At 44.8% G+C, this 22494-nt stretch carries 23 protein-coding genes; 9 read left to right on the top strand and 14 right to left on the bottom strand.

Annotated elements, in window-relative coordinates:
- The first annotated feature begins 94 nt into the window (after positions 1–94).
- Together R7E78_RS08025 and R7E78_RS08020 are read left to right on the top strand one after the other, a co-directional pair.
- Positions 95–709, top strand: a complete 615-nt coding sequence (locus tag R7E78_RS08025) for an outer membrane beta-barrel protein (RefSeq protein ID WP_005373936.1) — start codon at positions 95–97, stop codon at positions 707–709.
- A gap of 160 nt (positions 710–869) precedes the next feature.
- Entirely contained in the window at positions 870–2537 is a 1668-nt protein-coding gene (locus R7E78_RS08020) for an ABC transporter substrate-binding protein (RefSeq protein WP_130546440.1), read from the top strand.
- Positions 2538–2612: 75 nt separating this feature from the next.
- Here the strand turns inward: R7E78_RS08020 and ompV are convergent, their stop codons facing one another.
- The 4 genes from ompV to R7E78_RS08000 form a co-directional block, all read right to left on the bottom strand.
- The gene (ompV, locus tag R7E78_RS08015; protein ID WP_017635134.1) at positions 2613–3389 is read right to left on the bottom strand and encodes an outer membrane protein OmpV; all 777 of its coding nucleotides are present in this window, start codon (positions 3387–3389) and stop codon (positions 2613–2615) included.
- A 222-nt stretch (positions 3390–3611) separates the two neighbouring features.
- Positions 3612–4145: a copper resistance protein NlpE gene (locus R7E78_RS08010; protein ID WP_005373930.1), complete on the bottom strand. Its 534-nt coding sequence runs from the start codon at positions 4143–4145 to the stop codon at positions 3612–3614.
- 260 nt (positions 4146–4405) lie between these two features.
- Entirely contained in the window at positions 4406–5635 is a 1230-nt protein-coding gene (locus tag R7E78_RS08005; RefSeq protein ID WP_318057813.1) for a glycine betaine/L-proline ABC transporter ATP-binding protein, read from the bottom strand.
- Positions 5628–6527 carry an ABC transporter permease gene (locus tag R7E78_RS08000; RefSeq protein WP_053349335.1) on the bottom strand — a complete coding sequence of 300 codons (900 nt, stop codon included), beginning with the start codon at positions 6525–6527 and terminating at the stop codon, positions 5628–5630. The genes R7E78_RS08005 and R7E78_RS08000 overlap by 8 nt, the downstream gene beginning before the upstream one ends.
- 499 nt (positions 6528–7026) lie before the next feature.
- On the opposite strand from R7E78_RS08000, the gene R7E78_RS07995 reads away from it, so the two are divergent.
- Genes R7E78_RS07995 through nqrM form a run of 3 tightly spaced genes read left to right on the top strand, consistent with a single transcriptional unit; the run spans position 7027 to position 8031 of the window.
- Entirely contained in the window at positions 7027–7317 is a 291-nt protein-coding gene (locus tag R7E78_RS07995) for a DUF134 domain-containing protein (protein ID WP_005373924.1), read from the top strand.
- Positions 7314–7820 (top strand): NifB/NifX family molybdenum-iron cluster-binding protein, encoded by a 507-nt coding sequence (locus R7E78_RS07990; RefSeq protein WP_053349334.1) that lies wholly within the window; start codon positions 7314–7316, stop codon positions 7818–7820. The genes R7E78_RS07995 and R7E78_RS07990 overlap by 4 nt, the downstream gene beginning before the upstream one ends.
- A 1-nt stretch (position 7821) precedes the next feature.
- Positions 7822–8031, top strand: coding sequence for a (Na+)-NQR maturation NqrM (gene nqrM, locus R7E78_RS07985; protein WP_017635136.1), 210 nt, complete (start codon positions 7822–7824; stop codon positions 8029–8031).
- Here the strand turns inward: nqrM and R7E78_RS07980 are convergent.
- Complete coding sequence (locus R7E78_RS07980; RefSeq protein ID WP_318057812.1) at positions 8009–8821, bottom strand: aminoglycoside phosphotransferase family protein; 813 nt, start codon at positions 8819–8821, stop codon at positions 8009–8011. The genes nqrM and R7E78_RS07980 overlap by 23 nt on opposite strands.
- Before the next feature lie 187 nt (positions 8822–9008).
- Here R7E78_RS07980 and R7E78_RS07975 point away from each other — a divergent pair, with 187 nt between their 5' ends.
- A complete protein-coding gene (locus tag R7E78_RS07975; RefSeq protein ID WP_005373920.1) occupies positions 9009–9203 on the top strand; it encodes a hypothetical protein in 195 nt (64 codons plus the stop codon).
- A 75-nt stretch (positions 9204–9278) separates the two neighbouring features.
- Here R7E78_RS07975 and fusA read toward each other — a convergent pair whose 3' ends face one another.
- The 5 genes from fusA to R7E78_RS07950 all read right to left on the bottom strand — a co-directional run bounded on the left by fusA (position 9279) and on the right by R7E78_RS07950 (position 15990).
- A complete protein-coding gene (gene fusA, locus R7E78_RS07970; RefSeq protein WP_318057811.1) occupies positions 9279–11303 on the bottom strand; it encodes an elongation factor G in 2025 nt (674 codons plus the stop codon).
- Between the two features lie 293 nt (positions 11304–11596).
- On the bottom strand, positions 11597–12589 hold the full coding sequence (gene dgcA / locus R7E78_RS07965) for an N-acetyl-D-Glu racemase DgcA (protein ID WP_170890209.1): 993 nt from the start codon (positions 12587–12589) through the stop codon (positions 11597–11599).
- Between the two features lie 50 nt (positions 12590–12639).
- Positions 12640–13644 (bottom strand): N-acetyltransferase DgcN, encoded by a 1005-nt coding sequence (gene dgcN / locus R7E78_RS07960; protein WP_139059311.1) that lies wholly within the window; start codon positions 13642–13644, stop codon positions 12640–12642.
- A 101-nt stretch (positions 13645–13745) separates the two neighbouring features.
- The gene (locus R7E78_RS07955; RefSeq protein ID WP_176311430.1) at positions 13746–14627 is read right to left on the bottom strand and encodes a LysR family transcriptional regulator; all 882 of its coding nucleotides are present in this window, start codon (positions 14625–14627) and stop codon (positions 13746–13748) included.
- A gap of 154 nt (positions 14628–14781) precedes the next feature.
- A complete protein-coding gene (locus R7E78_RS07950) occupies positions 14782–15990 on the bottom strand; it encodes an MFS transporter (RefSeq protein WP_176311431.1) in 1209 nt (402 codons plus the stop codon).
- A gap of 201 nt (positions 15991–16191) precedes the next feature.
- On the opposite strand from R7E78_RS07950, the gene soxR reads away from it, so the two are divergent.
- Complete coding sequence (gene soxR, locus R7E78_RS07945) at positions 16192–16626, top strand: redox-sensitive transcriptional activator SoxR (RefSeq protein ID WP_005373898.1); 435 nt, start codon at positions 16192–16194, stop codon at positions 16624–16626.
- A 9-nt stretch (positions 16627–16635) separates the two neighbouring features.
- Here soxR and R7E78_RS07940 read toward each other — a convergent pair whose 3' ends face one another.
- Positions 16636–17031, bottom strand: a complete 396-nt coding sequence (locus tag R7E78_RS07940; protein WP_005373896.1) for a DUF2391 family protein — start codon at positions 17029–17031, stop codon at positions 16636–16638.
- A gap of 13 nt (positions 17032–17044) precedes the next feature.
- Positions 17045–17890: a tetratricopeptide repeat protein gene (locus R7E78_RS07935; protein WP_005373890.1), complete on the bottom strand. Its 846-nt coding sequence runs from the start codon at positions 17888–17890 to the stop codon at positions 17045–17047.
- A gap of 200 nt (positions 17891–18090) precedes the next feature.
- On the opposite strand from R7E78_RS07935, the gene R7E78_RS07930 reads away from it, so the two are divergent.
- Positions 18091–18561: an ASCH domain-containing protein gene (locus tag R7E78_RS07930; protein WP_017635141.1), complete on the top strand. Its 471-nt coding sequence runs from the start codon at positions 18091–18093 to the stop codon at positions 18559–18561.
- Positions 18562–18615: 54 nt separating this feature from the next.
- Here R7E78_RS07930 and R7E78_RS07925 read toward each other — a convergent pair whose 3' ends face one another.
- A complete protein-coding gene (locus R7E78_RS07925) occupies positions 18616–19203 on the bottom strand; it encodes a class I SAM-dependent methyltransferase (protein WP_017635142.1) in 588 nt (195 codons plus the stop codon).
- Positions 19204–19293: 90 nt separating this feature from the next.
- The gene (locus tag R7E78_RS07920; RefSeq protein WP_318057810.1) at positions 19294–20811 is read right to left on the bottom strand and encodes a phospholipase D family protein; all 1518 of its coding nucleotides are present in this window, start codon (positions 20809–20811) and stop codon (positions 19294–19296) included.
- Positions 20812–21329: 518 nt separating this feature from the next.
- Between R7E78_RS07920 and R7E78_RS07915 the strand changes: the two genes are divergently transcribed.
- Positions 21330–22487: an efflux RND transporter periplasmic adaptor subunit gene (locus R7E78_RS07915; protein WP_025767993.1), complete on the top strand. Its 1158-nt coding sequence runs from the start codon at positions 21330–21332 to the stop codon at positions 22485–22487.
- Positions 22488–22494 lie beyond the last annotated feature (7 nt).

Here is a 22494-nt window from a genome sequence, read left to right as displayed (position 1 = left end):
TCCACTTGGTTTTGAAACCAAGTGAAATGGATAGCATGGCATGCTTAAGGATGGGCAAAACACAACCTCAATAATTAACAGGCAGTGAAATACAATGTTTAAAAAAACATGGCTAATGACAGCCCTTCTAGCAACATGTTCTGTTGCAAACGCAGCTCCTTACGTTGGTGCATCTGTAGGTCAAGCATCGTTTGGTGATGTTAATGGCTCTATCAATGGTGGTGGTACTAACGCTAGCACTAAACTTAAACTTGAAGATGACTCAAGCCTTTCAGGCAAAGTATTCGGTGGTTACAAATTCAACGAATACATTTCTCTAGAAGCGGCCATTGGTGGCTACGATGCTTTAGACGGCAAAGTTGTTACTGTTGGTGATATGAAGTATCTATCGATTCAGCCAAAAGCGACTCTACCGATTGGCGATCGTTTCAACCTTTTTGCTAAAGCTGGTCTTTCTTACTTCAATGCTGAATTCAAAATTAGCAACTCTGTGATTGACGGTAGCGCAGGCCATACCACCATTTCTGACAGCACTGTAACAGGCATGTACGGTTTAGGCGCAGAGTTCGCTATTACTGAAAACTTTGCTCTACAAGTTGAATGGGAATACATGATGCCTGAGCTAGACATTGCGAAATTTGGCAATGAAAAAGTAACGGTTGATGCAGACATCAATGTATTCTCTGTAGGTATGAGCTACCGTTTCTAAGAATACTTATTCAAGTTACCTCTTGGCTTAGTAAACGTTTTTGACTTCTGTTGGTCGAGCTGAGTCCAAGCTTTGAATTTGTTTAGATATAGCACAGGAAGTTTAGTTGCTAAGCGTCCTGTGCTATTTTTTTGCTTTGGAATAACTCTTAGGAATCTTTGTGAACGATGTCAATCTTAGGTATCTGGATCTACTGTTAAAGCACTTTGAACCTCACCAGTATCACCTTGTTACGCTTTCTGAGCTAGAAGCGGTGATTTGCACGTCGAGGCGCAATGTTTCTATTGTGATGAAAAAGCTTGCCACTTACGATTGGGTCGATTGGCAACCTGCGATTGGCCGAAGTAACGCTAGCCGTCTCAGTATTAATATTTCCCTCCAACAAGCGATGACCGAGTTTTTGGTTGAGGAGCTTGGCAGAGGAAGAATGAACTCAATAACGAAACTTATTGATTGGTTCGGTCAAACCGCGGTTAGAGCACTAACCATCGCTTCTGAAAAAGTGAATCGATTGAATGAATCAAATAACGCTATTTTGATTTCTTCTTACCCTTGGGTATCCAAAATCGACCCTGCGAATACTTACCGTCACACTGAATTACACGTCGCGAAAAGCGTTTATGACGTATTGCTGACCCAAAATTCCAATGGTGGTATCGAGCCATCGTTAGCACACGAATGGAAAATGGAAGGCAAGGTAATGACGTTATGGTTGCGGCCAGGCATATATCGCCATGATGGCGAGCCCCTTAACATACAGGATGTGGTTTGGAGTATAGAAAGACTCAGGGAGATAAAAGGACCAGTTCACGAGCTCTGGCAATGCATTGATAGTGTGGTTGCAGAAACATCTAACTGCTTAAAAATTATATTGAAGCATCCGAACAAGTTGTTTCCATACATGCTAGCAACTCCTCATGCGTCTATTCTGTGTCGAGATGTCGTCTCTTTCGGTTCTAGTTATTCCTACCACATAGGGACTGGGCCATTTAAAATCAGCGGCTGGAACCAGGAGAGTATGACTCTTGAAGCGCACAAAGAGTATTTTTCAGCACGCGCATTGTTAGATCAAATAACGCTGTCTCATGGTGATGTTAAAACCTTAAATATGTTGAGCTTTAACCAAAGCTCCGATCACGTTGAAGTGGAAAAAATTAGCGCATTTTCATATCTGACCTACCGCGAACGCGTGGAATCCCAACTCACAAAAGAAACTTGGTATCAACTCGCTGATTACATCCATGTGCAAAAGCGAATTTATGATGCGCCAAGTGCCGTTGACAGCATTCAGTTAGAGACTCATGAGCAAGATTTATCAATAACAGATGGTGGTGTGATACCTAAACTGAAAGGTAAAGTGGTATTAGCTGAACCTGTCTGGACGATACCGAGTTTAATTCGTCATTCCGAATGGTTGCACAGTGTGATTCGTGCGACGGGATTGGAGTTGGAGATCGTCGTTATTGATGACATTAGTTTTCCTGAGGTAGTGTCTCACCAAGCAGATTTGCTCTTCATTGAGGAAGTCATGGAAGCACCATTTGAATATGGCATCTTCGAATGGCTGTCGATAGCAACTGGACTGCGTTTTAGTTTTGATCAAAGCCAGATGTTAAGCCACAGAGAAAAGGTTCGCAGGGCGATGGCTGATGATCACTCGCTGCAGTCTTTATTAAACCTAGAGAAAGCGCTGCGCGATCAGTACCTATATTTGCCTTTGTTTGTTGGCTACGAAGAAGTGACAAAAACACAGCAAGTGCGAGGTGTGCAGGTGAAGAATACAGGCTATAGCGACTTACATAGGTTATGGATTGCTCATTCACACTAACGTCTGTGTGCAAGATGATGCAAATGTCCAACGCATAAAGCCATCGAAATGATGGCTTTATAAGGGCGTGTCGGATTAGAAGTTGTACGACACACTTGCGCCAACAACCCATTGGTTTGCACTATCAACGATAGAAGAGTCGCTGATACCGCTGCCTAGGCGCGTGTATTGTGTCATTTGGCTTACTTGCCAGTTGTCGTTGATTGGCATAACAAGTTTGTAGCCCACACCATAGCTTACCGTTGAATCACCTTTGTATGCTTTGCGGTTTGCGTTTGCTTCGCGTTGTTTTACACCAAAGTAGTAATCTACGTAGTCTTCACTTTGATAAGTTAGGTTAGCAAAAGGAACAAAATCAACACTACCGAATTTCATTATGTGGAAGTAAGTCGCGCCCGCTAAGTAACCTTTGTAAGCACCGCTGATATCGTGCTGAAGGTATGTAGAAATGACGTTGTTTTGATCCAGTGTAAAGTCTGCGTTTAAACCTAGATCGACGGCGAAACGGCGTTTATCTGTGCCTTTCAGGCTTTTCGCTGTATCACCGTCGCGCATTACACCGCTACCTACAAGGTAGGCACTCATGTTGATTAACTCATTGGTGTTACCGAAGAAGCGGTAGTTAATGCCACTTAGGTCGGCATTAAAGTCGTCACCATGGTAACCACCGTTGAGAATTGGTGCTGTATTATGCTTTTGATCTTTGAAAAGATCGCTGCCTTGAGCCACACCAGCTTCTACGTTCCAACCGCCTTCGTTGTTGTAGATGTTACCGTTACGAATGTAAGTATCGCCAGCGAAAGCTGAGCCAGCAGCTGTCAGAGTAAGTAGTGCAATTAATGTTTTTTTCATCATTTTTCCGAGTTGTTCTGTTTTGTTTTGAACACTGTACAAAATGACGTTGTAAGCATCTATCGGCAAAGCGTATGGAAATGTAATGAACAATCAGGGTAAGAAGCAGAATGTTGCTTCAGAATAGAAAGGTTGCTGGAATAGCTTTCGTTAAAACAGCGAAAAAATCCGAGCTGGGGTGGCTCGGATTTTGGGTATTTATCAGGTATTGATACTAGCTTCTTACTGTTTCGTTAAGTTGTATAGTGGTGCTAGGTCACCCGTTACTTTTTCGCCATTCATGTCTAGCTTCATAAGTACGTTTTCACCAACAAAGTATTGGTTTGGTGCATCTTCATTTGTCAACGTTACGATGCTGCCATTTGCGTCCCAAGTGAATTGACCTTCAGATTTTGATTGACCGTCTTCTTTGTCTTGGTAGCTTTCTTCAAGTACGTAAGTGCCATCTTGATTTAGTGTGATGGTCATATCGATACCAGCACAATCCGCGCAAGGTAGTGTTCCTTTGTAGGTGCCGTTCCAGTCCAGAGCACTTTGTGCGTTGTGTTCAGAGTCTACAAATGTCTCTTCAGTAATTACCTGTTCTTCTTCTACTGGTAACGTGTCAATTGTCTCAGTCGTAACGTCTGCACTGGTGGTGACTTCAGTTTCCGTTGCCTGAGGTACTTCAACTGCGCTTGTTTCGGCAGGTTTCTCATCTTGACAGCCTGCAAGAATGATTACCGCGCCTGTTAGTGCCAACATTGTCTTTTTCATTTTATCCCTCTTTAAATCAAGATTTTGTATGAGAGTAATAGTAGACATTTATCGAGGATTTGCGTCATCAAAAAGCAATAGAATGATCTAACTATGTCAATAAAACCGGATATGAGCATGAAATTGTCAGGAAAATCAGAACAATGTAAATGTTGCTTTGGGTATCAAGCTTGAGCCCACAGACAAATATCTAAAAGGGGATTGTGAGCGAGTTAATTGATAACAGCTCACATTGTTGTGAGCTGTATTATCAACATCATCTAAGAAACGTTATTGAAGCTTGAGTGTGAAGTGCCTCGTTTTGTGCTTCGTTGATCAGAAAACAGCTCCGCAATAACCTGACGATTTAATTCGCCTTTCAAATGGCCGTGCTCATCGATGACGGGCAGTGAATGTTCACACGACATGACTTCAGTCAGCACTTGCTCAATGGCTAAATGTGGAGAGATGATAGGCACCTCTTCATAGATATCATCACGCCAATCTGATAGGTGAGTTAACTTCGCTGCGTTTAGCAATCCTTGCTGTGTTATCACGCCTTGATAGCCTGCATTGGTCTCATGGTAGGCATAATCACGTTTAACACGTTTCATTTCACTCAGCGCATCTTCAATGGTTTCAGCGCGAACACAGTACGAAGGTGGCTGCATCAGCGTTTCGACCGTCAGTGCTCGCGCTCTATTGACGTCTTTTACAAAGGCTTCAACGTACTCATCGGCAGGATGCAGTAAAATTTCGTCTGGTGAACCTTGTTGGACAAGTTCACCGTCTTTAAGAATCGCGATGCGATCGCCAAGTCGAAGCGCTTCATCTAAATCATGAGTAATGAAAATAATGGTTTTGTGCAACTTCTGTTGCAGCTCTACCAACTGATCTTGCATTTCGCTCCGAATCAGAGGGTCCAATGCTGAGAAAGCCTCGTCCATCAACAGTATTTCGGCGTCGGTAGCCAGTGCCCGTGCAAGGCCCACACGCTGTTGCTGTCCACCCGATAGTTGAGCAGGATACTGGTGCTCATAACCCGTCAGTCCAACGGTTTCTAACCATTCATTTGCTTTTTCTAAGCGCTCCTCTTTACTCATTCCCTGAACTTCCAAACCATATGCGATGTTGTCGATAACAGTGCGATGAGGCAGCAAGCCAAAGCGTTGGAACACCATAGACATCTTGTGACGGCGAAACTGTTCAAGTTCTTTGTTAGAAAGTTGCATGACATCCACCCCTTCTACCAAGATCTGCCCCATGGTTGGATCGATTAATCTATTGAAGTGGCGAATCATGGTGGATTTTCCAGAACCGGATAATCCCATAATGACAAAAATTTCACCCTTTTGAATTTGCAGGTTGATGTCTTTTAGTCCGACCGTGTGGCCCGTTTCCGCTAAAACCTGCTCTTTACTATGTCCCGACTTAACGCGCTCAATCACGCTATTGGGTCTGGTACCGAAGATTTTATAAAGACCGCTGATTTCGATAAGTGGACTAGTCATGTTTTGAATCTCTTAAATGAGCTTGAGTGCGTTTCGCATACGCTTGTGAAGCACGATCAAAAAGGATTGCTAGGGCGACAATTGCTAAACCATTGAGAAGACCAAGAGTGAAATATTGATTGGTAATAGACTTTAGAACAGGCTGACCTAAACCTTTTACCCCAATCATTGATGCGATGACCACCATTGACAGTGCCATCATGATCGTTTGGTTAATTCCCGCCATGATGGTTGGCATTGCAAGCGGAAGCTGAACTCCAAAAAGCCGTTGCCGAGTGCTGGCACCAAATGCGGTTGCGGCTTCCAATACTTCTTTATCAACTAGACGAATGCCCAAATTGGTTAAACGAATAACCGGTGGAATCGCGTAGATCACTACTGCGATAAGGCCAGGAATTTTCCCGATGCCCAATAACATCACAACTGGAATGAGATACACAAATGCTGGCATGGTCTGCATGACGTCGAGTAATGGTGTTACCACCGACTGAATGCGATTAGAGCGCGCCATAGCAATGCCGATAGGGATACCAATTGCGATGGCAAGCATAGTACATACAGTGATGATACTGAGCGTGCGCATAGTGTCTTCCCACATTCCAAAATAGCCAATCAGAATCAGCGAACCAAAACATGCAGCGGCCAGTTTCCAAGAGCGGCTAGCGGCATAAACGAGAGTGGTGCAGACACCTAAAATAATGAACCAAGGTGTAGAAATCAGAAGCTTTTCAAACCAGACAAGAAACGCCAGGAGCGGATCAAACAGAGACTCAATGAGTTCACCATACTCGCGAGAGAAATCTCTGTAGGCGCCGTCGAGTGTTTTGCGAATCGCCCTGAGATCAGAGGCATCCATTTCCGGGAATTCGCTGAGCCAATTTGAGTCAGACATATGTACTTCCTTTTTCTGATATACCTAAGCGCTTTCAAGAAACTTAATTTGGCAAGAAGAGTAGGGCATCTAGGCCAAGTAATGGTCGTTCGACAGGTTCTGTATCGAAAGTATTACCCTTTAAGCTCAGGCCAATGTCGTCAAACTTCTCTTTTTCGTTCCTTAGGTATACATCCTTTAAATAAAACAATCATTAGTGTTCAAACTAATGATTTGCTTGGATTATAGTTTTTCTTCTTCAATAAAATGAACACATTAGCGTGTATTTGTATGAAAAATCTGCGCAAACTAACGTTTTTATTATCCGGTTAATTAGAATTGATCTTTTTGTTCGTTTGTCATCAAAATTCCTAAATTATTAGATGTCTAATTAATGCTGATGTATTACGTATTTGTCGTGTTGATTTTTGCAAACTTAGTTTATTGGCATATGCTAAAAATGTTATTGGCATATGCCAGTTTAAGGCGTAATTTGACTCTGTGTTTTTGAGGGACAATGATGGCAAGACCAAAGATAGAAAGACGAATATGCGGACGTGCGGCTCACCATTGCTTTAAGCCCAATGGCATTCCATTTAATCAGTTGGAGCAAGTCGCCATATTACCAGAAGAGTTAGAAGCGCTACGTTTAGCCGACTTAGAGGGGCTTAGCCAGCAGCAAGCTGCGGAGCAGATGGGCGTTTCTAGACAAACTTTTGGTAACACAGTAAAAAGTGCAAGGTTGAAAGTCGCAAAAAGTTTAGTTGAAGGTCATGCATTAGTTTTTCCGAATGAGGAGTCAAACTTATGATTTATGCTATTCCTAATGATGGTGAGCGGGTGGCAAACCACTTTGTAAAAGCACCATACATTGCTATTTATTCTGATACTGACGGTATGCTAAAAAACTTAGCGAACATAGCTTCTATGCCACAAGCGGGTTGTAATGCGAAGTCTCAGTTGATTCAGTCTCTAAAAGGGTACAATGTGGATGCTGTTCTTGTGCGAAATATCGGTGAACGTGTATTGGCAAAGCTACTTAGCAGTGGCACGCCAGTATTTAGGCTGTCTACTCGTAGTTCCTTGGAAGATGTGCTTGCGGTTCCAAGAGAGCCTTTGATTGAGCCCTCTCAAGGACGTCCATCAAACAATCATAAGAAAAGTGTTCACAAAGAAAAAGGCGGCTGCGGCTCCTGTGGTTGTGGTGGCCAAAAATCAAAACCCTCCTTGTTGGCAAGACCTAAAGCGCTACTCAAAGCAACATCTAGCCCTGCTATACTTAAGCTAGAGTCGATGGCTAATAAGGCAGGTTAATATGGTTTGGTTATTTACCTTTCTTGGTTTTCTCGCAATCATTTTGTTGATGTCACTTGGCGTCATTTTTCATAACAAGCGTATTCAAGGAAGTTGCGGCGGTTTAAACAACGTCGGTGTTGATAAAGTATGCAACTGCGAAACCTCATGCGCAGAACCTGAAAGGCGTTTATATCAAATCTCAGAGCCTAACTCATCACCTGAGCGCTAAGGCTTTTGGCCCATTGCGGCAAGGTTTGCCGAAACCAGTCCAAATACTTGCTGGTCTGCGGATTCTCTCTGGAGACCAGTATGTTGACTACCTCGACAACGATCCACGCTTTTGCTAGTCCGATATCGCGCGCCAATTCTGTTGTTTCACCTTTCTCTGCGCACTTTATATATTTGTCTGCTACGTTCAAGTAATCATCAAATGTGCCCATGCCCTCGATGAGCGGTGCTAAATCTATCGCGACATGCCCTGTAGAAAAGCGCTCCCAGTCGAACAGCACCAGCTCGCCATTTTCGCGCTGTCCCCAGTTTCCTGCATTGGTGTCTCCGGAGATCAAGTTCTGCCTATCAAAAAGGTGCGCCGATCGTTGTTGTAGCTGGTGGAAGAACTGTTCTGTCTCTGAGCCCAGTTTAAGTGTAGTGAGTGCTTGTTGAGTCGCTTGTGGTGTCCACTGGTGGCGGTGATAAACACCATCTGATGTTGGTGGAAGTCGGTGCAGTTTGACGAGTTGTTCAATGACTCGATCATCTTCAAGTAAGAATGCTTGCTCGACTGCGTGGGGAACGTATTCAATGTGCAGAACGTTTTTCTGGTCGTCGAGTTGAATCAAGCGCGGTACGTGTATTCCAAGCGCCTTAAACTGCTCGGCATAGCGTTGATAAAACGCCACTTCTATTTGAGTAGGGTTACGTTTTTCTATTACTTGGACGCCATCTTTTTCGATGAGAAAAACTTTGGCACTGCCCATTTGGTTGAGTTCTTGTTGCGACACCGGACTTCCTGTCTTCATGTAGAGAAATCTCACCTTAATCGCTGCACTCACGTTTGCCAATAGCCACGACAAAGTGCCTCAAAAATATTAAATGCAACCGTTTAAATATGATTTTGCTGTGAGTGTCTAAATTTTACACAGTCTCGCCTGTACTCCGATAAATTCGTTCTACGCTTACTATTCGTCTTAATAAAGGAGAACCAAAATGGCTGTAATGAAGCAGGATATTCCAAATCGTGTAACGGTTTACCATGACAATATCGATCAAGAACAAGAGCTGAAAAATGCGATGCTGCCAGAGAAACCGCGCTACTTTAACGGTGCTCCGACTTACAAAGCGAACAGCATCGAAGAGTTTGAAAGCAAAATCAGTCAGATAGGTTTGTCTCTCGATAAATAATTTTTCTTTTACCTAAAAGCGCCCTCAAAATGAGGGCGCTTTTTTGTTTATGTGATTGATTTGAATCTTAGGGAATTAACCTTGTTGTGCACTGCCTTGGCAGACCTGTTTTTGCACTGCTGGTGGCGCGGGCTCGTAATGGCTTAAAGTCATACTAAAACTGCCTTCACCACCCGTGATGGAGCGCAATCGACGAGCGTAATCTTGCAGCTCATTTACTGGTGACTTGGCTCTGAGTAAAGTGAAGCTGCTGTCTATTGGCTCGGAGCCTTCGATTAAGCCTCGGTTTCCAGATAAATCACCAGAAACATCGCCAACATTCGCGGTTGGGATGTGCAGTTCCATCTGGACAATGGGTTCTAGCACAATAGGATCTGCGTTGTTAATCGCATCTAAAAAGGCTTTCTTACCTGCGATGACAAACGATATTTCTTTCGAATCGACGGAGTGATATTTACCGTCATAAACGGTGACTTCCACATCCTTAATTGGGTTGCCAGAAATCGCGCCTTCCTCTAACGCTTGCAAAATACCTTTTTCAACAGCAGGAATGAGCGCGGTTGGAATGGCGCCACCCACCACTTTGTTGATGAACTTAAATCCGGCACCACGTTCGAGTGGACGAACCTTCAATTGCACTTCACCAAATTGGCCTGCACCGCCACTTTGTTTTTTGTGTCGATAATGCCCTTCGGCAGGTTTGGTGATGGTTTCAAAGTATTCGACGCTTGGTTGGCAGGTTTCGACGTCCAGTTTGTACACGTTCGCCATCTTTTCTAATGCGACTTTGAGGTGAAACTCCCCTTGGCCGCTGATGATGGTTTCGTTGGTGCGAGCGCGATGTTCGATGCGCAGCGAAGGATCTTCACTGGCAATTTTATTCAGCACATCTCCTAATTTTTGCTCATCTCCACGCTTAAGAGGCTTCAAGCACAAAGAATACATGGAGTCAGGAAGGTCCAACGTTTTGAGTTGAACTCCATCTTCTTCGTGAGAGTCATGAACGATTGAATCGAATTCGAGATCATCCACTTTGGCTAAAACGCAGAAGTCGCCTGCAAGCGCGCGAGGGATCTCGGTTCTATCTTTGCCCTGCAGTTGATATAAGTGCCCAACTTTAAATGCCTTGTTGCTTTCGCCAATATAAAGCTGGCTGCCCGCATTGATTTCACCCTGATACACACGTAAGTAGGCAAGTTTTCCCATATATGGGTCGACGCTGACTTTGTACACGTGTGCGACGGTGTGCTCTAAGGTTTCGCAATTTACTTTGATTTTTTTGCCGTTCTTTTCCAGTTGAGGAGGGTTACCCTCGTTTGGCATGGGCATGATCTCCGCCAAGGTGCGTAGCAGCAGCTCGACGCCCGTACCGGTTTGTGCTGAGACAAAACAGACAGGAATCACATGTCCAGTTCTCAGTGCTTCTTCAAACGGATCATGCAGTTGCTCTGCGGTGAGTTCGGAGCCTTGTTCCAGATACAGTTCCATTAGTTCTTCATCGACTTCGATAACTTGGTCAATCAAGGTCTCATGAGCTTCATCTACCGTTGCAAGTAAGGTTTCTCGTCCCAATTCTGGTTCGAAATAGCAGTCAACTACAGATTCCCCGTCAGTCGAAGGTAAGTTGATCGGCAAGCAGTGGTCACCAAAATGCTCAACGATGTTCTCCATCAATCTCTCTAACTGATTACCGTGGTTATCGAGCTTATTGATGATGATCATCTGGCATTTTTGCTGCTCTTTTGCAAAGGTGAATAAGCGATCGGAAGTTTGGTTAAGCGGTGTTTGAGGGTCGATGACAAGGGCGGATGTTTCAACGGCAGGAAAAACGCTGATAGTACGGCCAAGTAACTCGTTTTGTCCCGGAGTGTCGATGATATTGAGCCGGTGTTTATTCCAGCGCAGTGCGACTGGCGTTGCTTCAATACTGTGTTGATATTGGATGGATTGAGGATCGAAGTCGGTAACGGTATCGCCTTTTTCTACGCTGCCTAAATGGTGCGTGGCATCACAGGTGAAGAGCAGTTTTTCTATCAGCGTGGTTTTACCGGTCCCGGTTTGGCCGACAAAAGCGATATTGCGTATTTTATTGATAGGCATAGAGCCTCCTTGCAAGATGGCGTGAAAAACCTACGAATTGCTAGGAAGTGGGTTGCTATAGAAACCCACGCACTGCATTGGAGTAGGGCGGGATTACCGCCTATTCGTCTTCCATGTCATTTTTCGGATGACTCGATGCATAAGACCACCTTCTTGGACCACTGTAATCTTAGCATGCCGTAATAACCGTATAATTTATGTGACTTATTTCATGATGGGGCTGATTGTTTTTTAATCGAGATCATAAACTCAGAGGTTCTGACTTTTGGAGCAAAACCTCTGGATTGTTTAGGCTATTTGGAAAGAACGATTTCGCCGTCGCGATAAACCAAGCTTGGCGTTACATCTTGTCCGAGCAGCACCGGGCCATCAAGATCGACAACGCTTGCCTGAGCAGCAATGGGTAAGGCAGCACGCATCGCAAGCGACGTCCCCAACATACAACCGGACATGAGGCTAAAACCGAGTTTTTGGGCATCGTCGGCTAATAATAGTGCTTCAGTGAGCCCGCCAGTTTTATCTAGCTTAATATTCACCATTTCATATTTGCCAACCAACTGATGCAATTGCTCTCTGGTGTGACAACTTTCATCGGCGCAAAGTGGAATGGGGTGCGGAATGCTGGCGAGTACGTCATCGCAGTCTTGTGGCAACGGTTGTTCGATCATGGTGATGTCTAGCGGTTCGAGTTGAGCAAATACCGTCGCGAGGTCGAGGCCTTGCCATGCTTCATTCGCATCTAAAACAATTTGCGCGTGCGGCGCAGCATCGCGTACTGCTGCAACGCGATCAAGTACGTGTTCACCATCCAGTTTTACCTTTAGCAGTTTTGCGCCTTGACTAACGTAAGCTTGCGCCTGTTTTGCCATCGCTTGCGGCGTGTCGATAGAAACCGTCATCGCCGTCACAATCGCCTCTGGTAACGTAAAGAGGTCGTGAACCTGTTGCTTGTGGCTCAAAAGCGCGTGAAGATGCCAAAGGGCGCAATCCAATGCATTTCTTGCCGCCCCCGCGGGCAATAACGATTGAAGCTGGCTTTTGAGAACCATGACATCAGCTTCGCCTTTGGCATACAAACTTTGCAGTTCATGTGCGGCGTGAGAAATCGCCTTAATCACCGATTCAACCGATTCACCATAACGAGGGTATGGCGTGCATTCACCTTGGGCGGTCATGCCTCGATGTTCAATTGTCACGCGGACTACGTGGCACTCTGTCCGACTGCCGCGAGAGATGCGAAATGGTGTCGCCATGGCAATCGTGACAGGTTCTACATGAATTTTCATCTCACTAGTTTTCCCTAAACCGCAGTTATTTTCTAAACCGTAAATGTTTCTTAAATCGTAAGGAGCCTATCTGCAACCGCATCAACGCCAAAACGTACAGGGTCGGTGACGGGCACTTGGTATTTGTCGCTCCAATCCTGGCATAACTGGGCTGCATCTTCTTCGCTGAGCGCCGAAGTGTTTAAGCAAATACCCACTAATTGAGCGTTTGGATTTGTTAGGCGAGCAGCGGCCAGATTCGCTTCTATCGTTTGTTCAATGGTTGGCAAGCTCGCATGTGGTAAGTTGCGGATGTGCGGGCGACCAATCTCATGGCACAGTATCAGAGCGTCAGCTTGTGCGCCGTGAAGTAAGCCCAAACTTACGCCAGCAAACGAAGGGTTAAACAATGAACCTTGCCCTTCGATGATGTCCCAATCGTGATCGGTGAACTCAGGGCTGATCGCTTCTACTGCGCCGGAGATAAAATCGGCAACTACGGCATCAATCGAAATGCCACTGCCTGCGATGAGAATTCCGGTTTGACCCGTTGCTTTGAACTCTGCACGACAGTTTTTACGCTTCAATGCATGCTCAATGGCAAGGGCAGAGTACATTTTGCCAACGGAGCAATCTGTCCCTACAGTAAGTACTCGCTTGCCTGCGCGAGCTTTGCCATTGCCGACCTTGAGCGGGGCATCATAATGGCGAACATCATACAGTTTGGTTAATCCGCGTTGTTCTAGATCGGCAAGAGGAGCAAATTCCGCCAAACGTTGGTGCATGCCCGATGCAATTTCAAATCCCATCTCTGCCGCTTCAAGTAAGGTTGCTTGCCAAGCTTCGGGAATGACGCCTCCTGGATTTGCCGTGCCAAGCACCAGCGTTTTTGCTCCTTGCTGCTGCGCTTGTTGTAGTGTCATGTCGGTTAAACCAAGCGATACGGTTTCTGGCGTCAGGCGGATTTGGCCAAGACAAATCTCAGGTCGCCATTGATATATGCCACGCGCGGTTTTTGCTGCGAGTGGATCGGTTACGTCGCCAAGAAAGAGTAGGTAAGGTTGAGCAATTTGCATGATGGTTCCCTTCGTCATCGTTATTGCTCATTAATGTAGCCAGACTGATTTAGAAAACCGAATGCTTATTTGTTAGGCAGGTATAACTTCAGGTTATACCTTTAAACCATCTGTTGTTTTAGGGCGGTGATAAATTGCTTTGTCGCAATGGATTGAGGTGTGTGCTCTGCGAATAAAATAGAGACGGAGAAGGACATATTTGGCTCCAAAGCATGCACGGAAACGGCATTATCTTGGCGATATTGTTTTGCAGTCCAAGGGTCTACAATCGCGAATCCTGCTTCGTTTTTCACCAGTTCAGCCGCCGCGGAGTAGCTGCGGACGGTAATGGCATGTTGATAATGCTCGTCACGCGCCGATAAGGTTTGATGCAGCAATAAGCCCAGAGGATCTCGGCTATCTAAACCGATAATGGGTAAATCGTGACTGATGAGTTCTTCTAAAATGACGGTTTTTTCTGCGGGTATCGCTGCGCTTTTAGGGGCAATTAGCGCCAAGTTTTCTTTTAATAACATGTGTCCCATGATCGCTGGTGGCGTTTCTTCACCGAACGCAATGGCGACATCCAATTCATGTTTCAGTAAACCTGAGCACAGCTCATCGCGATTAGCCGTTGAGAGCTCAAAGGAGATGCCATGCTCTTTCGACAGCAACGCGACAGTCGGCGCTAACAAGTGTGCGGCCAAAACAGGCGGAGCACCGACTCGCAAATGTTGAGTTCCCTGTTTGACTTTGTTGGTCAGAGAGCGAAATTGTCCGAGTTGTTGATAGACTTTTTCAGCCTCTGGCAATAAGGCTTTGGCTTCTTGAGTGGGAACGAGGCGACCTTTTACACGCTCAAATAAAGCGAAGCTCAGTTGTTGTTCTGTATGGGCGAGAACTCGAGTGACATTAGGTTGGGAAACGTGCAGTAAGCGAGCCGCGCCTGACACCGTTCCTGCTTGCATAATGGCGTAAAAGACTTCTAATTGCCTTAAGTTCACTGCGATTTCCCCCTGCTCATGTTGGTCACCTCAGAATACCCAACCTTGCTGATAAGCGATAGAGGCAAAAGTGCTGGCGTAAAAAATAGGAAGACGATGTTGGTTGCCTTCCTATCTCGCTTTTTCAATTTCTCAACTTCTCAATTTCTATGCTTCACTTTGCTGCTGCATGAAGGGGCAGGTCGTTAAACGGCTCGACGTCTTGACTGAGTAATCCCATCAAAATCACTGCTAACACCATGACAGCAGCTGCGATTGCAAAACCGTATTGTGTTAGTTCGTAATGACTCAACATTGCAATCAGGACGTAACTGAGAGATTGAATGGTGGTGGCAAACATGCTGATGCCGCCATCGACGCGACCTCGTTGATGAACCGCTACGGTGTGATGCATCCAGTTGACTCTCGCAATGCGATTTAGCGCGTTAAATACGCCAAACAGCGCCGTAAACAATAAGATGGTTAGCGGGCTCATCGCAAAACTCATCCCGATAAGCGCAAAAGAGACCATAACCATCGAAGCGAACATAATGTGGCTATGGGAGGCACGGCTTAGCACTTTGGTGACAATAAAGCCGGTTAGCAACGAGCCGAGGCCAAAACTGATGTTGAACCCTGCAAACCAATCGCCAGAGATGCCTTGTTCAGAAAACCAAATCGGCACCAGTTTGCTCAAATACGTCAATGCAGGATAAGAGAGGCAAGAGAGCAGAATAAAGCCATAAAATCGGGGTGCGAGACGGAATATTTGTTTGCTCTCTTTGAGTTGCGCAATGAAAGCAACGGATTTTGATGCCCTTAATTGTTGGGTATAAGGCGTCAGAATATAGAACATCGCTGCTAACGCAGAGGCGCTGGCCGCAAACAAAGCAAACTCTTTCATACCCCACATTTCAAGCAAAACAATACCCAACGCGCCAGCTCCGAGGGTTGTGGATTGCATTACAATTTCTTGCTGACCCGAAATTTTCGCATACTCATGGTGCTGATAATTTTCTTGGGTGAAGGCGTTGTTGGTCGTCCATGCAAAATTACTCGAAACCCAATACACCAATTGTGCAAAAGCCAGTAACCAGTGTGACTCAAACCCTAACCAATAAGCAATGAACACCACCAAAGCCATACCCGATTGAATCCATTGATTGAGCACGAGTAGTACTTTGCGTGAATGTCGGTCAATTAAAGTGGAAAAGAAAGGCGTTGCTAGAAAAGAAATCGCGGTGCAGCTCAGAGAAACTAAAGCGACGAATGTACCCATGTTAGGTTCGGAAAGCATGACCCATGGCAGCGCCATCATGAATAAGCCAGAGGAGATACTGTCGAAGAAGCGGCCAGCTAAGTACGGCTGAGTTTTATTTTTCATTATGTTTGCCTCTAACTCCCGATGGATTTCAAAAGGTTGATGTCCAACTGTCTTGTGTTTAACAACCAAGTCGTTCGCGCTGAACACATTATCTTGAGCTCGCCGGGGTTTAGCGTTAATTAAGATGGTGCAACTTTAAAACCTCAAGTAAACTTGAGGTAAAGCGTTTTTTTAACAAAATTGATATACAGGGAGTCAAGGATGGAAATCAGCGTAGGAGAAGTGGCAAAACGTTCTGGAGTGAAAGTATCTGCCCTACATTTTTACGAGCAAAAAGGACTGATTTCGAGTTGGAGAAATCAAGGTAATCAGCGTCGCTACCATCGCAGTGTGTTGCGCCGTGTTGCGGTGATCAAAGCAGCGCAGCAAGTTGGGTTGTCGTTAGAAGAAATTAAACATGCGTTAGATGAACTGCCGAAACACCAAGCCCCTAACAAAGCGCAATGGGAAGAAATGGCAAGCCATTGGCATGAACAGTTAGAACAAAAGATTCAAAAACTTAAAGCGTTGCAAAACGATTTAGGCGGATGCATTGGCTGCGGGTGCTTGTCGTTAGAAACCTGCGCACTGCGAAACCCAGAAGATGTATTAGGGAAAGACCACTCGGGGTCGAACTTAACGTTAGAAGAAGAGTAGCGATTATCTCTATTCTTTGTCGAAACTGTCGACTACGATCGCGCCCATCGAAGCAGGCATTGTGATGACGATAACGCGCTTTATCGCAACCAAAGGCTCATTCATGAGTGGCAGCTTATCAAGACAGAAAAGAACTAACGCTACCACAACTGCCGCAATGAGGTACGCGATAACCACACGAAAAATAAAGATGGATACGCGATTCTTGATGTGGCTTTGAAACACGCTTTGATACGCGAAAAAACTGAGGAAAATGACAGAAAGACTTAACAGCATGAGCAAGTTTGCCATTGGTAGGCTCTCACCCAATCGCCACGCTTCCTCCGAAAATGAGATCGGGACTGCTAGGGCAAAAGCGCCAACCAATACTTGGCTAGCGTCTTCTAGATTAAAGTGGCTGCTCATGCTGTTTATTCCATTATTCGCTTGCTAGATGTAAGAGCTTTTCAAAACGCTCATTACCGTGCAGCAATTCGAGGTCTCGTTCTTCGGCAAGTAAATCACGAATGGATGGGCTGTATTCAATTGCGCGTTCCAAGTCTTCAATAGCTTGCTCTTCGATACCAAGGCGAGAGTATGCACACGCGCGTTGATACAGTGCAGGGCCGTTGGTGTAATCGACTTCAAGTACGCGGTTACAAATGCTAAGTGCCCAATGGTATTCGTTGATTTCCATCGCTGCGTCGGCTTTGTACGTCAACGCTTCTAAATCACCTGGACGAATTAATAAGATTTCATCATAGATCTCAATACGTTGTTCTGGAGTTTGAGAGCTTTGTGCACGTAGCCATAAGTTATGGATCTCGTTGATTTTCTCAATCTCTTTGTTGTTTTCGCTGATAATGCGAGTTTTGCGTTTTAAATCTCGCTCAAGGGCGACAAACTTTTTCTCGTATTCTTGGGCGATCTTCTCCAATCGTTTATCAGCCATCTCTTTGGTGTTGTGTTTAAACTCGCGCAGAGATTGCCATCCGACAAAGGCAATCAGCGATGCGACACCAGCAATGATGTAGAAGAAGTATGTAACGGTCACGTTGGCATAGTTCAACGATTTATCTGCGACCGTTAGCTCGCGATCGGTGATCTCTGTGATCATTCGCTTTTCTAGGCTTTGATAGTCCTGACGCAGCGCTTTTAGTTCATCTAAAATATAGCGTTCCATTAATGGTCTATCTAACAGATCCGATTCTGAATACTTTTCCTCCGATGCCATTGTTGGCAAGGCAAGTATCAGCGAGAAAAAAATACCAATAAATAAGCGCATATAACGTCCTTTCACGAGAAGAGTACAGATAGACCATGCAACAATAGCAAATAGCACAAACGTTTAGCAAAGTTATTACAAAAGAAATAACAGTCGTCTTCGTAGAAGTCATATTCTTGTTGTTTTTCAGTTTGTTCCTGATGGTTATTTGTTGTGATATCTTTTATCCTCCTTGCGAATTTATGATTAATGGAGTGAGCATGGACGCGCGAGCTAAGGATTACTTAGAACAATTCCTAGAATTATTGTCACCAGAACAAAGGGAAGCTGTACCATCAGTCAGTGCTGACTATTATTGTGCCGATGAATACAACGCGAATGTATGCGCAGATTTGGTTCGTATTGGACAGAAAACTGCATCGTGCAGTTTGGAGCTTTGGTATCGAGAGCATGGTGAAATCATGCCCCAAGTCGGTCATTTACAAGTAGTGACGAATTGGGATGGGGACCCGGTTTGCGTGATACGAATTACTGACGTAAGTACATGCAAATATGAGGATGTAACCGCAGAGTTTGCCTTCGCAGAAGGCGAAGGTGATAGAACCTTAAACTGGTGGCGTGATGCTCATACTGCATTTTTTAAAGCTGAATGCGATGAGTTGAACATCGATTGGCATGAGAAACGTACGCTGGTTTTAGAGCGTTTTGAAGTGGTGTATCCCGTCAATTAATCTCTGATAGCAGCACTGATTTGAAGTGCTGCTTTCTTTACTGAGAGACCATTTTTAGCGCTTTCGAGCGGTCACACTAAACATGTGCCAATGTTTTTGGCTTCCTACTACAGTGGTCCCGTCTTCATCTCTTTCATGCAATGAAATGAGGTCGTAACCTTCGAATAAGCTTTCCACTTCCTTTTTTGTTAATGCGGTAATGTTTGGGTGCATTTCGGAGGTAACCCAGGAGTCTTTCACTCCCAAGAAATCGCCGGAGAAGATACCGCCCGGTTGTAATGCGCTGTCTATTTTTGTCCAGACTTGTTTGAAGCCTGTGTCAGGGCAAAAGAACAAACTGGCATTTGCGATAACCAAGCTGCACTTAGGGTAATTAAATTCAGTAAAACAGCACTGCGAAACCGAAAATCGTTTATTACCTTCAAAGCGTGTTAAACAAGTTTTTACTGCATTTTCATTGCTATCACATGCGTGAACCTTAAATCCCTGTTCGAGGAGAAAGTGGCTGTCTCGACCTATTCCGCAGCCAATATCGAGAGCGACTTTGCCTTCTATCTTAAGTAGGTTCAGGGCATTTTCCACGTTTGGGCGGTGAGGTTGGCTTAAAATTTTCTGATAGTATTCATTCCATTGCGCTGGCATTGAACTTCCTTATGTTGGTTGTGTCCCCTGCCCAAAACTAGCGTCCATTTTGTTTTGCTTGACTGGGGAGGTTTGCAGTATTGGCAGCTGTTATAGCTGATCTTCAATCGGTAATATTCCGGAGAACCAAGCGCCCATTTTTCGCCATACTCCTGCTTCTGGTTCGGAGTCGTATTCTTCGCCTGTTTTTACGTCGGTCCAGACAATGTCCCCGTCGCGCAGAGTTAAGGCGTAGGCGTTACTCGACAGTTGATTTGGCAGTTGTTCTAGAAACATTTGCACATATTCTGGCTGTTCGATAACAACGGCCATTTCGGTATTCAAAGCGGCCGAACGTGGGTCCCAGTTCATCGAACCAACGAAAAGTGTTTTGTTATCAATTGTCATTGCTTTAGCGTGTAAACTTGCTCTGCTACTCCCCGTGAGGCTCCACTTACTTTTGAGTTTCGCGCTCGCTTTTACTTCCCAAAGCTTGATTCCAGCTTCGAGTAGATCTTTTCGATATTTTGCGTACCAACCATGCACGGCAAACACATCGTTAGACGCGAGGCTATTGGTCACAATCGTGATATCAACGCCTCGCTTGGCCGCGTTACTTAATGCTTGAGTACCTGCTTCAGTTGGAACGAAATAGGGAGAAATGAGCACAAATGAATCCTCAACACTTTTAACCAGTTCCGTTAAATTATCAATAAGTTGGCTCTCTCGGGTCGCGACTTTATCGGGCAGGTCAAACCATACTTTCGCTTCTCCCCAGTAGAGCTTGAGTTTGCCTTGTTTTAGATCTTGGTACATATCCAGTTGAGTGAAGTCATAGCGGCCGGTTGAAAACTTTTCCTCTAACCGGAGTTTATTGACCTGCTTTTGAATCGCTTGGTCGGTAATTTGCTGTGAATTCGGTGTAATCCATTCCATTGGTATCGAATAGGCGCTATTCCAGTAGAGGTCGAACTGATCGGCAGTTTGTTGTACCGCCTCACCATAGAGCAGAAGATCAAAATCACCAAACTCAACTTGCGATTCAAAAGAGAAGTATTCATTGCCGATATTTCTACCTCCGACAATGGCGGAAACACTGTCTGCAATCAGAGACTTATTGTGCATACGACGATTAAGGCGTTCAAAATCGCTAGCAAGAGCGAACCAACGGGAGTCGCGATACTGATGCGGGTTAAATAAGCGGATTTCTATATTAGGATGTGCATAGAGGGCTGCCATCACATCGTCGTTTCGCTTTTGCATATCGTCAAGCAACAGTCTTACTCGAACACCACGCTTTGCCGCTTCATACAAGCGCCACGTTATTAGCTGACTCGTTTCGTCACCACGGTAAATATAGTATTGAAGGTCAAGGCTTTTCTGGGCGGACTCGATCAAAGAGGTTCGAGCAAGAAGGGCATCGTGTCCCTGATTTAACGGTGCAAAGCCAGTTATGGACTTGGGGTCTCTCCCGTAAGCTTCAAAGTACTGCGCAAGAACAGAATCCTTTTGATAACCGAGCTGAAAGCTGGTGGACTTTTCACTGGCGTCATTCAACGATACGGATGAGCATGCCGATAAAATAGTGAGCAGCGAGGGGAAGAGCAACTTGGCGAGCGTTTGTAACAAAGCACATTTCCTTGTCTTACAGAGTGTTACCTACTCCAAATTATAGACTTAAGCTGACGCCACATGCACCCAGAACCGTTTGATAACGAGCGATTAATCGATGAATTGCCATAGAGCCTGAACTAAGTTCAACTTTTAAAGCGCAGATAATCATTTATTTTAATTATCATTATGGCCGTATTGGTCATAATCACTAATATCTGGTGATTATGACCAATAGCGCACTGGATAAAATAATGATTTTTATATAACCATATGATTTTTAATAAATAAATGCTTGGCATGTCATTTGCCATTTAGAATAAAAGTTAAGTCAGAGCAACTTGCGCAGTTGGTTAATTTTTTGTTAATTTTATTAACTTTGAATTGGCAATAACTATCTAGTTCGCTGCTTAAAAGACTAGGCAAGCGCCGCTTTGATGTTTATTCAAATTCAATTCTCTCACCACCATGCTTACCGGGAGCAATGGACTGAATAAAAGTGTGGTGTTGAAAACAACAATAAAAAAGGATTTTCGATGTTAGCAAAACCCATATTACGTTGGCTTTTACCCTTCGTCGTCGTTGGAGGCTCTTATGCAGGATATGCTGCAATTGCCGCAACTGCGCCGGAAAAAGAGTCAACCAAAGATGCAATTACAGAACCTACTGTTCAGGCTTCTTCTCTTTTTCCTACTGATCACAAAGTGGTGATTACCAGTCACGGTGAATTAGTCCCTTTTGAAAAAACACACCTTTCCGCGCAAGTCAGTGGTGAAGTGATAAGTTGGCACCCGAATTTTGTAACGGGTGGCATCGTGAAACGAGGAGAGGTTCTTTTCACAATTGAAAGCGACAACTATGAAGCGTCGGTTTTACAAGCTGAAGCCGATTTAGCTAGTGCACGCGCAAACTTGATTGAGGAACAAGCGAAAGCCGAAGTGGCAAAACGTCAGGCAAAGAGACTGAGCGATAAGCAAGTGACGGATCTGTATTTACGCAAACCTCACGTTTTGAGCGCACAAGCCCAAGTGAAGTCGGCTCAAGCGGCACTCAAACGAGCAAAAAGAGAGTTAGAAAATTGCAAAGTCGTTGCACCTTACGATGCGCTGGTTGTTGAGCGTGATATTGGTGTTGGTCAATTTGTTACATCTGGTTCTCGAGTTGCCACGTTAAACAACATCGAAGTGGCAGAGGTGCACGTACCCATTGCAGGTTTTGATAGTGCATTTTTACCCGAATCCATTGGTGAACTCACTGCGACAGTGACGCAGCAAGGTGTGTTTTCTACCACTAGAGAAGGTCGAGTAGTTCGTGATTTAGGCATGATTGATAGTGCTACCCGAATGATTAACATGGTCATTCAAATCGCGGACCCATACGGTGTCGATAACCAGCAGCCTCCAATTAAATTCGGCTCCTACGTTGAAGTGAGCTTCACTGGTAAGGAACTTAAGCATATCTATCGCTTACCACAGGAATTAGTTAAAAACCGTACCGTGTGGGTGGTGAATGGCGATAATCAACTTCAACCCAGAACTGTCACGGTTTTGAGAGCAGAAGGTGAGTTTTTGCTGGTGGGCGAAGGTTTAGAGCAAAGTGATAAGTTGGTACTGACCTTACCAGAGTACCCTCAAAAAGGCATGGCGGTACAAATCGCAAAAAAGAGTGACGACTCCGAAACCGTCGTACAGTAAGTAGGAG

Source organism: Vibrio sp. YT-19(2023) (assembly GCF_033337395.1).
This window is presented reverse-complemented; position numbering and strand designations above follow the sequence as displayed.

Excerpts from the sequence above, each read along its gene's own strand:
- R7E78_RS08025 (WP_005373936.1), top strand. The coding sequence starts at position 95 with ATGTTTAAAAAAACATGGCTAATGACAGCCCTTCTAGCAACATGTTCT.
- ompV (WP_017635134.1), bottom strand. The coding sequence starts at position 3,389 with ATGAAAAAAACATTAATTGCACTACTTACTCTGACAGCTGCTGGCTCA.
- R7E78_RS08010 (WP_005373930.1), bottom strand. The coding sequence starts at position 4,145 with ATGAAAAAGACAATGTTGGCACTAACAGGCGCGGTAATCATTCTTGCA.
- R7E78_RS08005 (WP_318057813.1), bottom strand. The coding sequence starts at position 5,635 with ATGACTAGTCCACTTATCGAAATCAGCGGTCTTTATAAAATCTTCGGT.
- R7E78_RS08000 (WP_053349335.1), bottom strand. The coding sequence starts at position 6,527 with ATGTCTGACTCAAATTGGCTCAGCGAATTCCCGGAAATGGATGCCTCT.
- R7E78_RS07995 (WP_005373924.1), top strand. The coding sequence starts at position 7,027 with ATGGCAAGACCAAAGATAGAAAGACGAATATGCGGACGTGCGGCTCAC.
- R7E78_RS07990 (WP_053349334.1), top strand. The coding sequence starts at position 7,314 with ATGATTTATGCTATTCCTAATGATGGTGAGCGGGTGGCAAACCACTTT.
- nqrM (WP_017635136.1), top strand. The coding sequence starts at position 7,822 with ATGGTTTGGTTATTTACCTTTCTTGGTTTTCTCGCAATCATTTTGTTG.
- R7E78_RS07980 (WP_318057812.1), bottom strand. The coding sequence starts at position 8,821 with ATGAAGACAGGAAGTCCGGTGTCGCAACAAGAACTCAACCAAATGGGC.
- R7E78_RS07975 (WP_005373920.1), top strand. The coding sequence starts at position 9,009 with ATGGCTGTAATGAAGCAGGATATTCCAAATCGTGTAACGGTTTACCAT.
- fusA (WP_318057811.1), bottom strand. The coding sequence starts at position 11,303 with ATGCCTATCAATAAAATACGCAATATCGCTTTTGTCGGCCAAACCGGG.
- dgcA (WP_170890209.1), bottom strand. The coding sequence starts at position 12,589 with ATGAAAATTCATGTAGAACCTGTCACGATTGCCATGGCGACACCATTT.
- dgcN (WP_139059311.1), bottom strand. The coding sequence starts at position 13,644 with ATGCAAATTGCTCAACCTTACCTACTCTTTCTTGGCGACGTAACCGAT.
- R7E78_RS07950 (WP_176311431.1), bottom strand. The coding sequence starts at position 15,990 with ATGAAAAATAAAACTCAGCCGTACTTAGCTGGCCGCTTCTTCGACAGT.
- soxR (WP_005373898.1), top strand. The coding sequence starts at position 16,192 with ATGGAAATCAGCGTAGGAGAAGTGGCAAAACGTTCTGGAGTGAAAGTA.
- R7E78_RS07940 (WP_005373896.1), bottom strand. The coding sequence starts at position 17,031 with ATGAGCAGCCACTTTAATCTAGAAGACGCTAGCCAAGTATTGGTTGGC.
- R7E78_RS07935 (WP_005373890.1), bottom strand. The coding sequence starts at position 17,890 with ATGCGCTTATTTATTGGTATTTTTTTCTCGCTGATACTTGCCTTGCCA.
- R7E78_RS07930 (WP_017635141.1), top strand. The coding sequence starts at position 18,091 with ATGGACGCGCGAGCTAAGGATTACTTAGAACAATTCCTAGAATTATTG.
- R7E78_RS07925 (WP_017635142.1), bottom strand. The coding sequence starts at position 19,203 with ATGCCAGCGCAATGGAATGAATACTATCAGAAAATTTTAAGCCAACCT.
- R7E78_RS07915 (WP_025767993.1), top strand. The coding sequence starts at position 21,330 with ATGTTAGCAAAACCCATATTACGTTGGCTTTTACCCTTCGTCGTCGTT.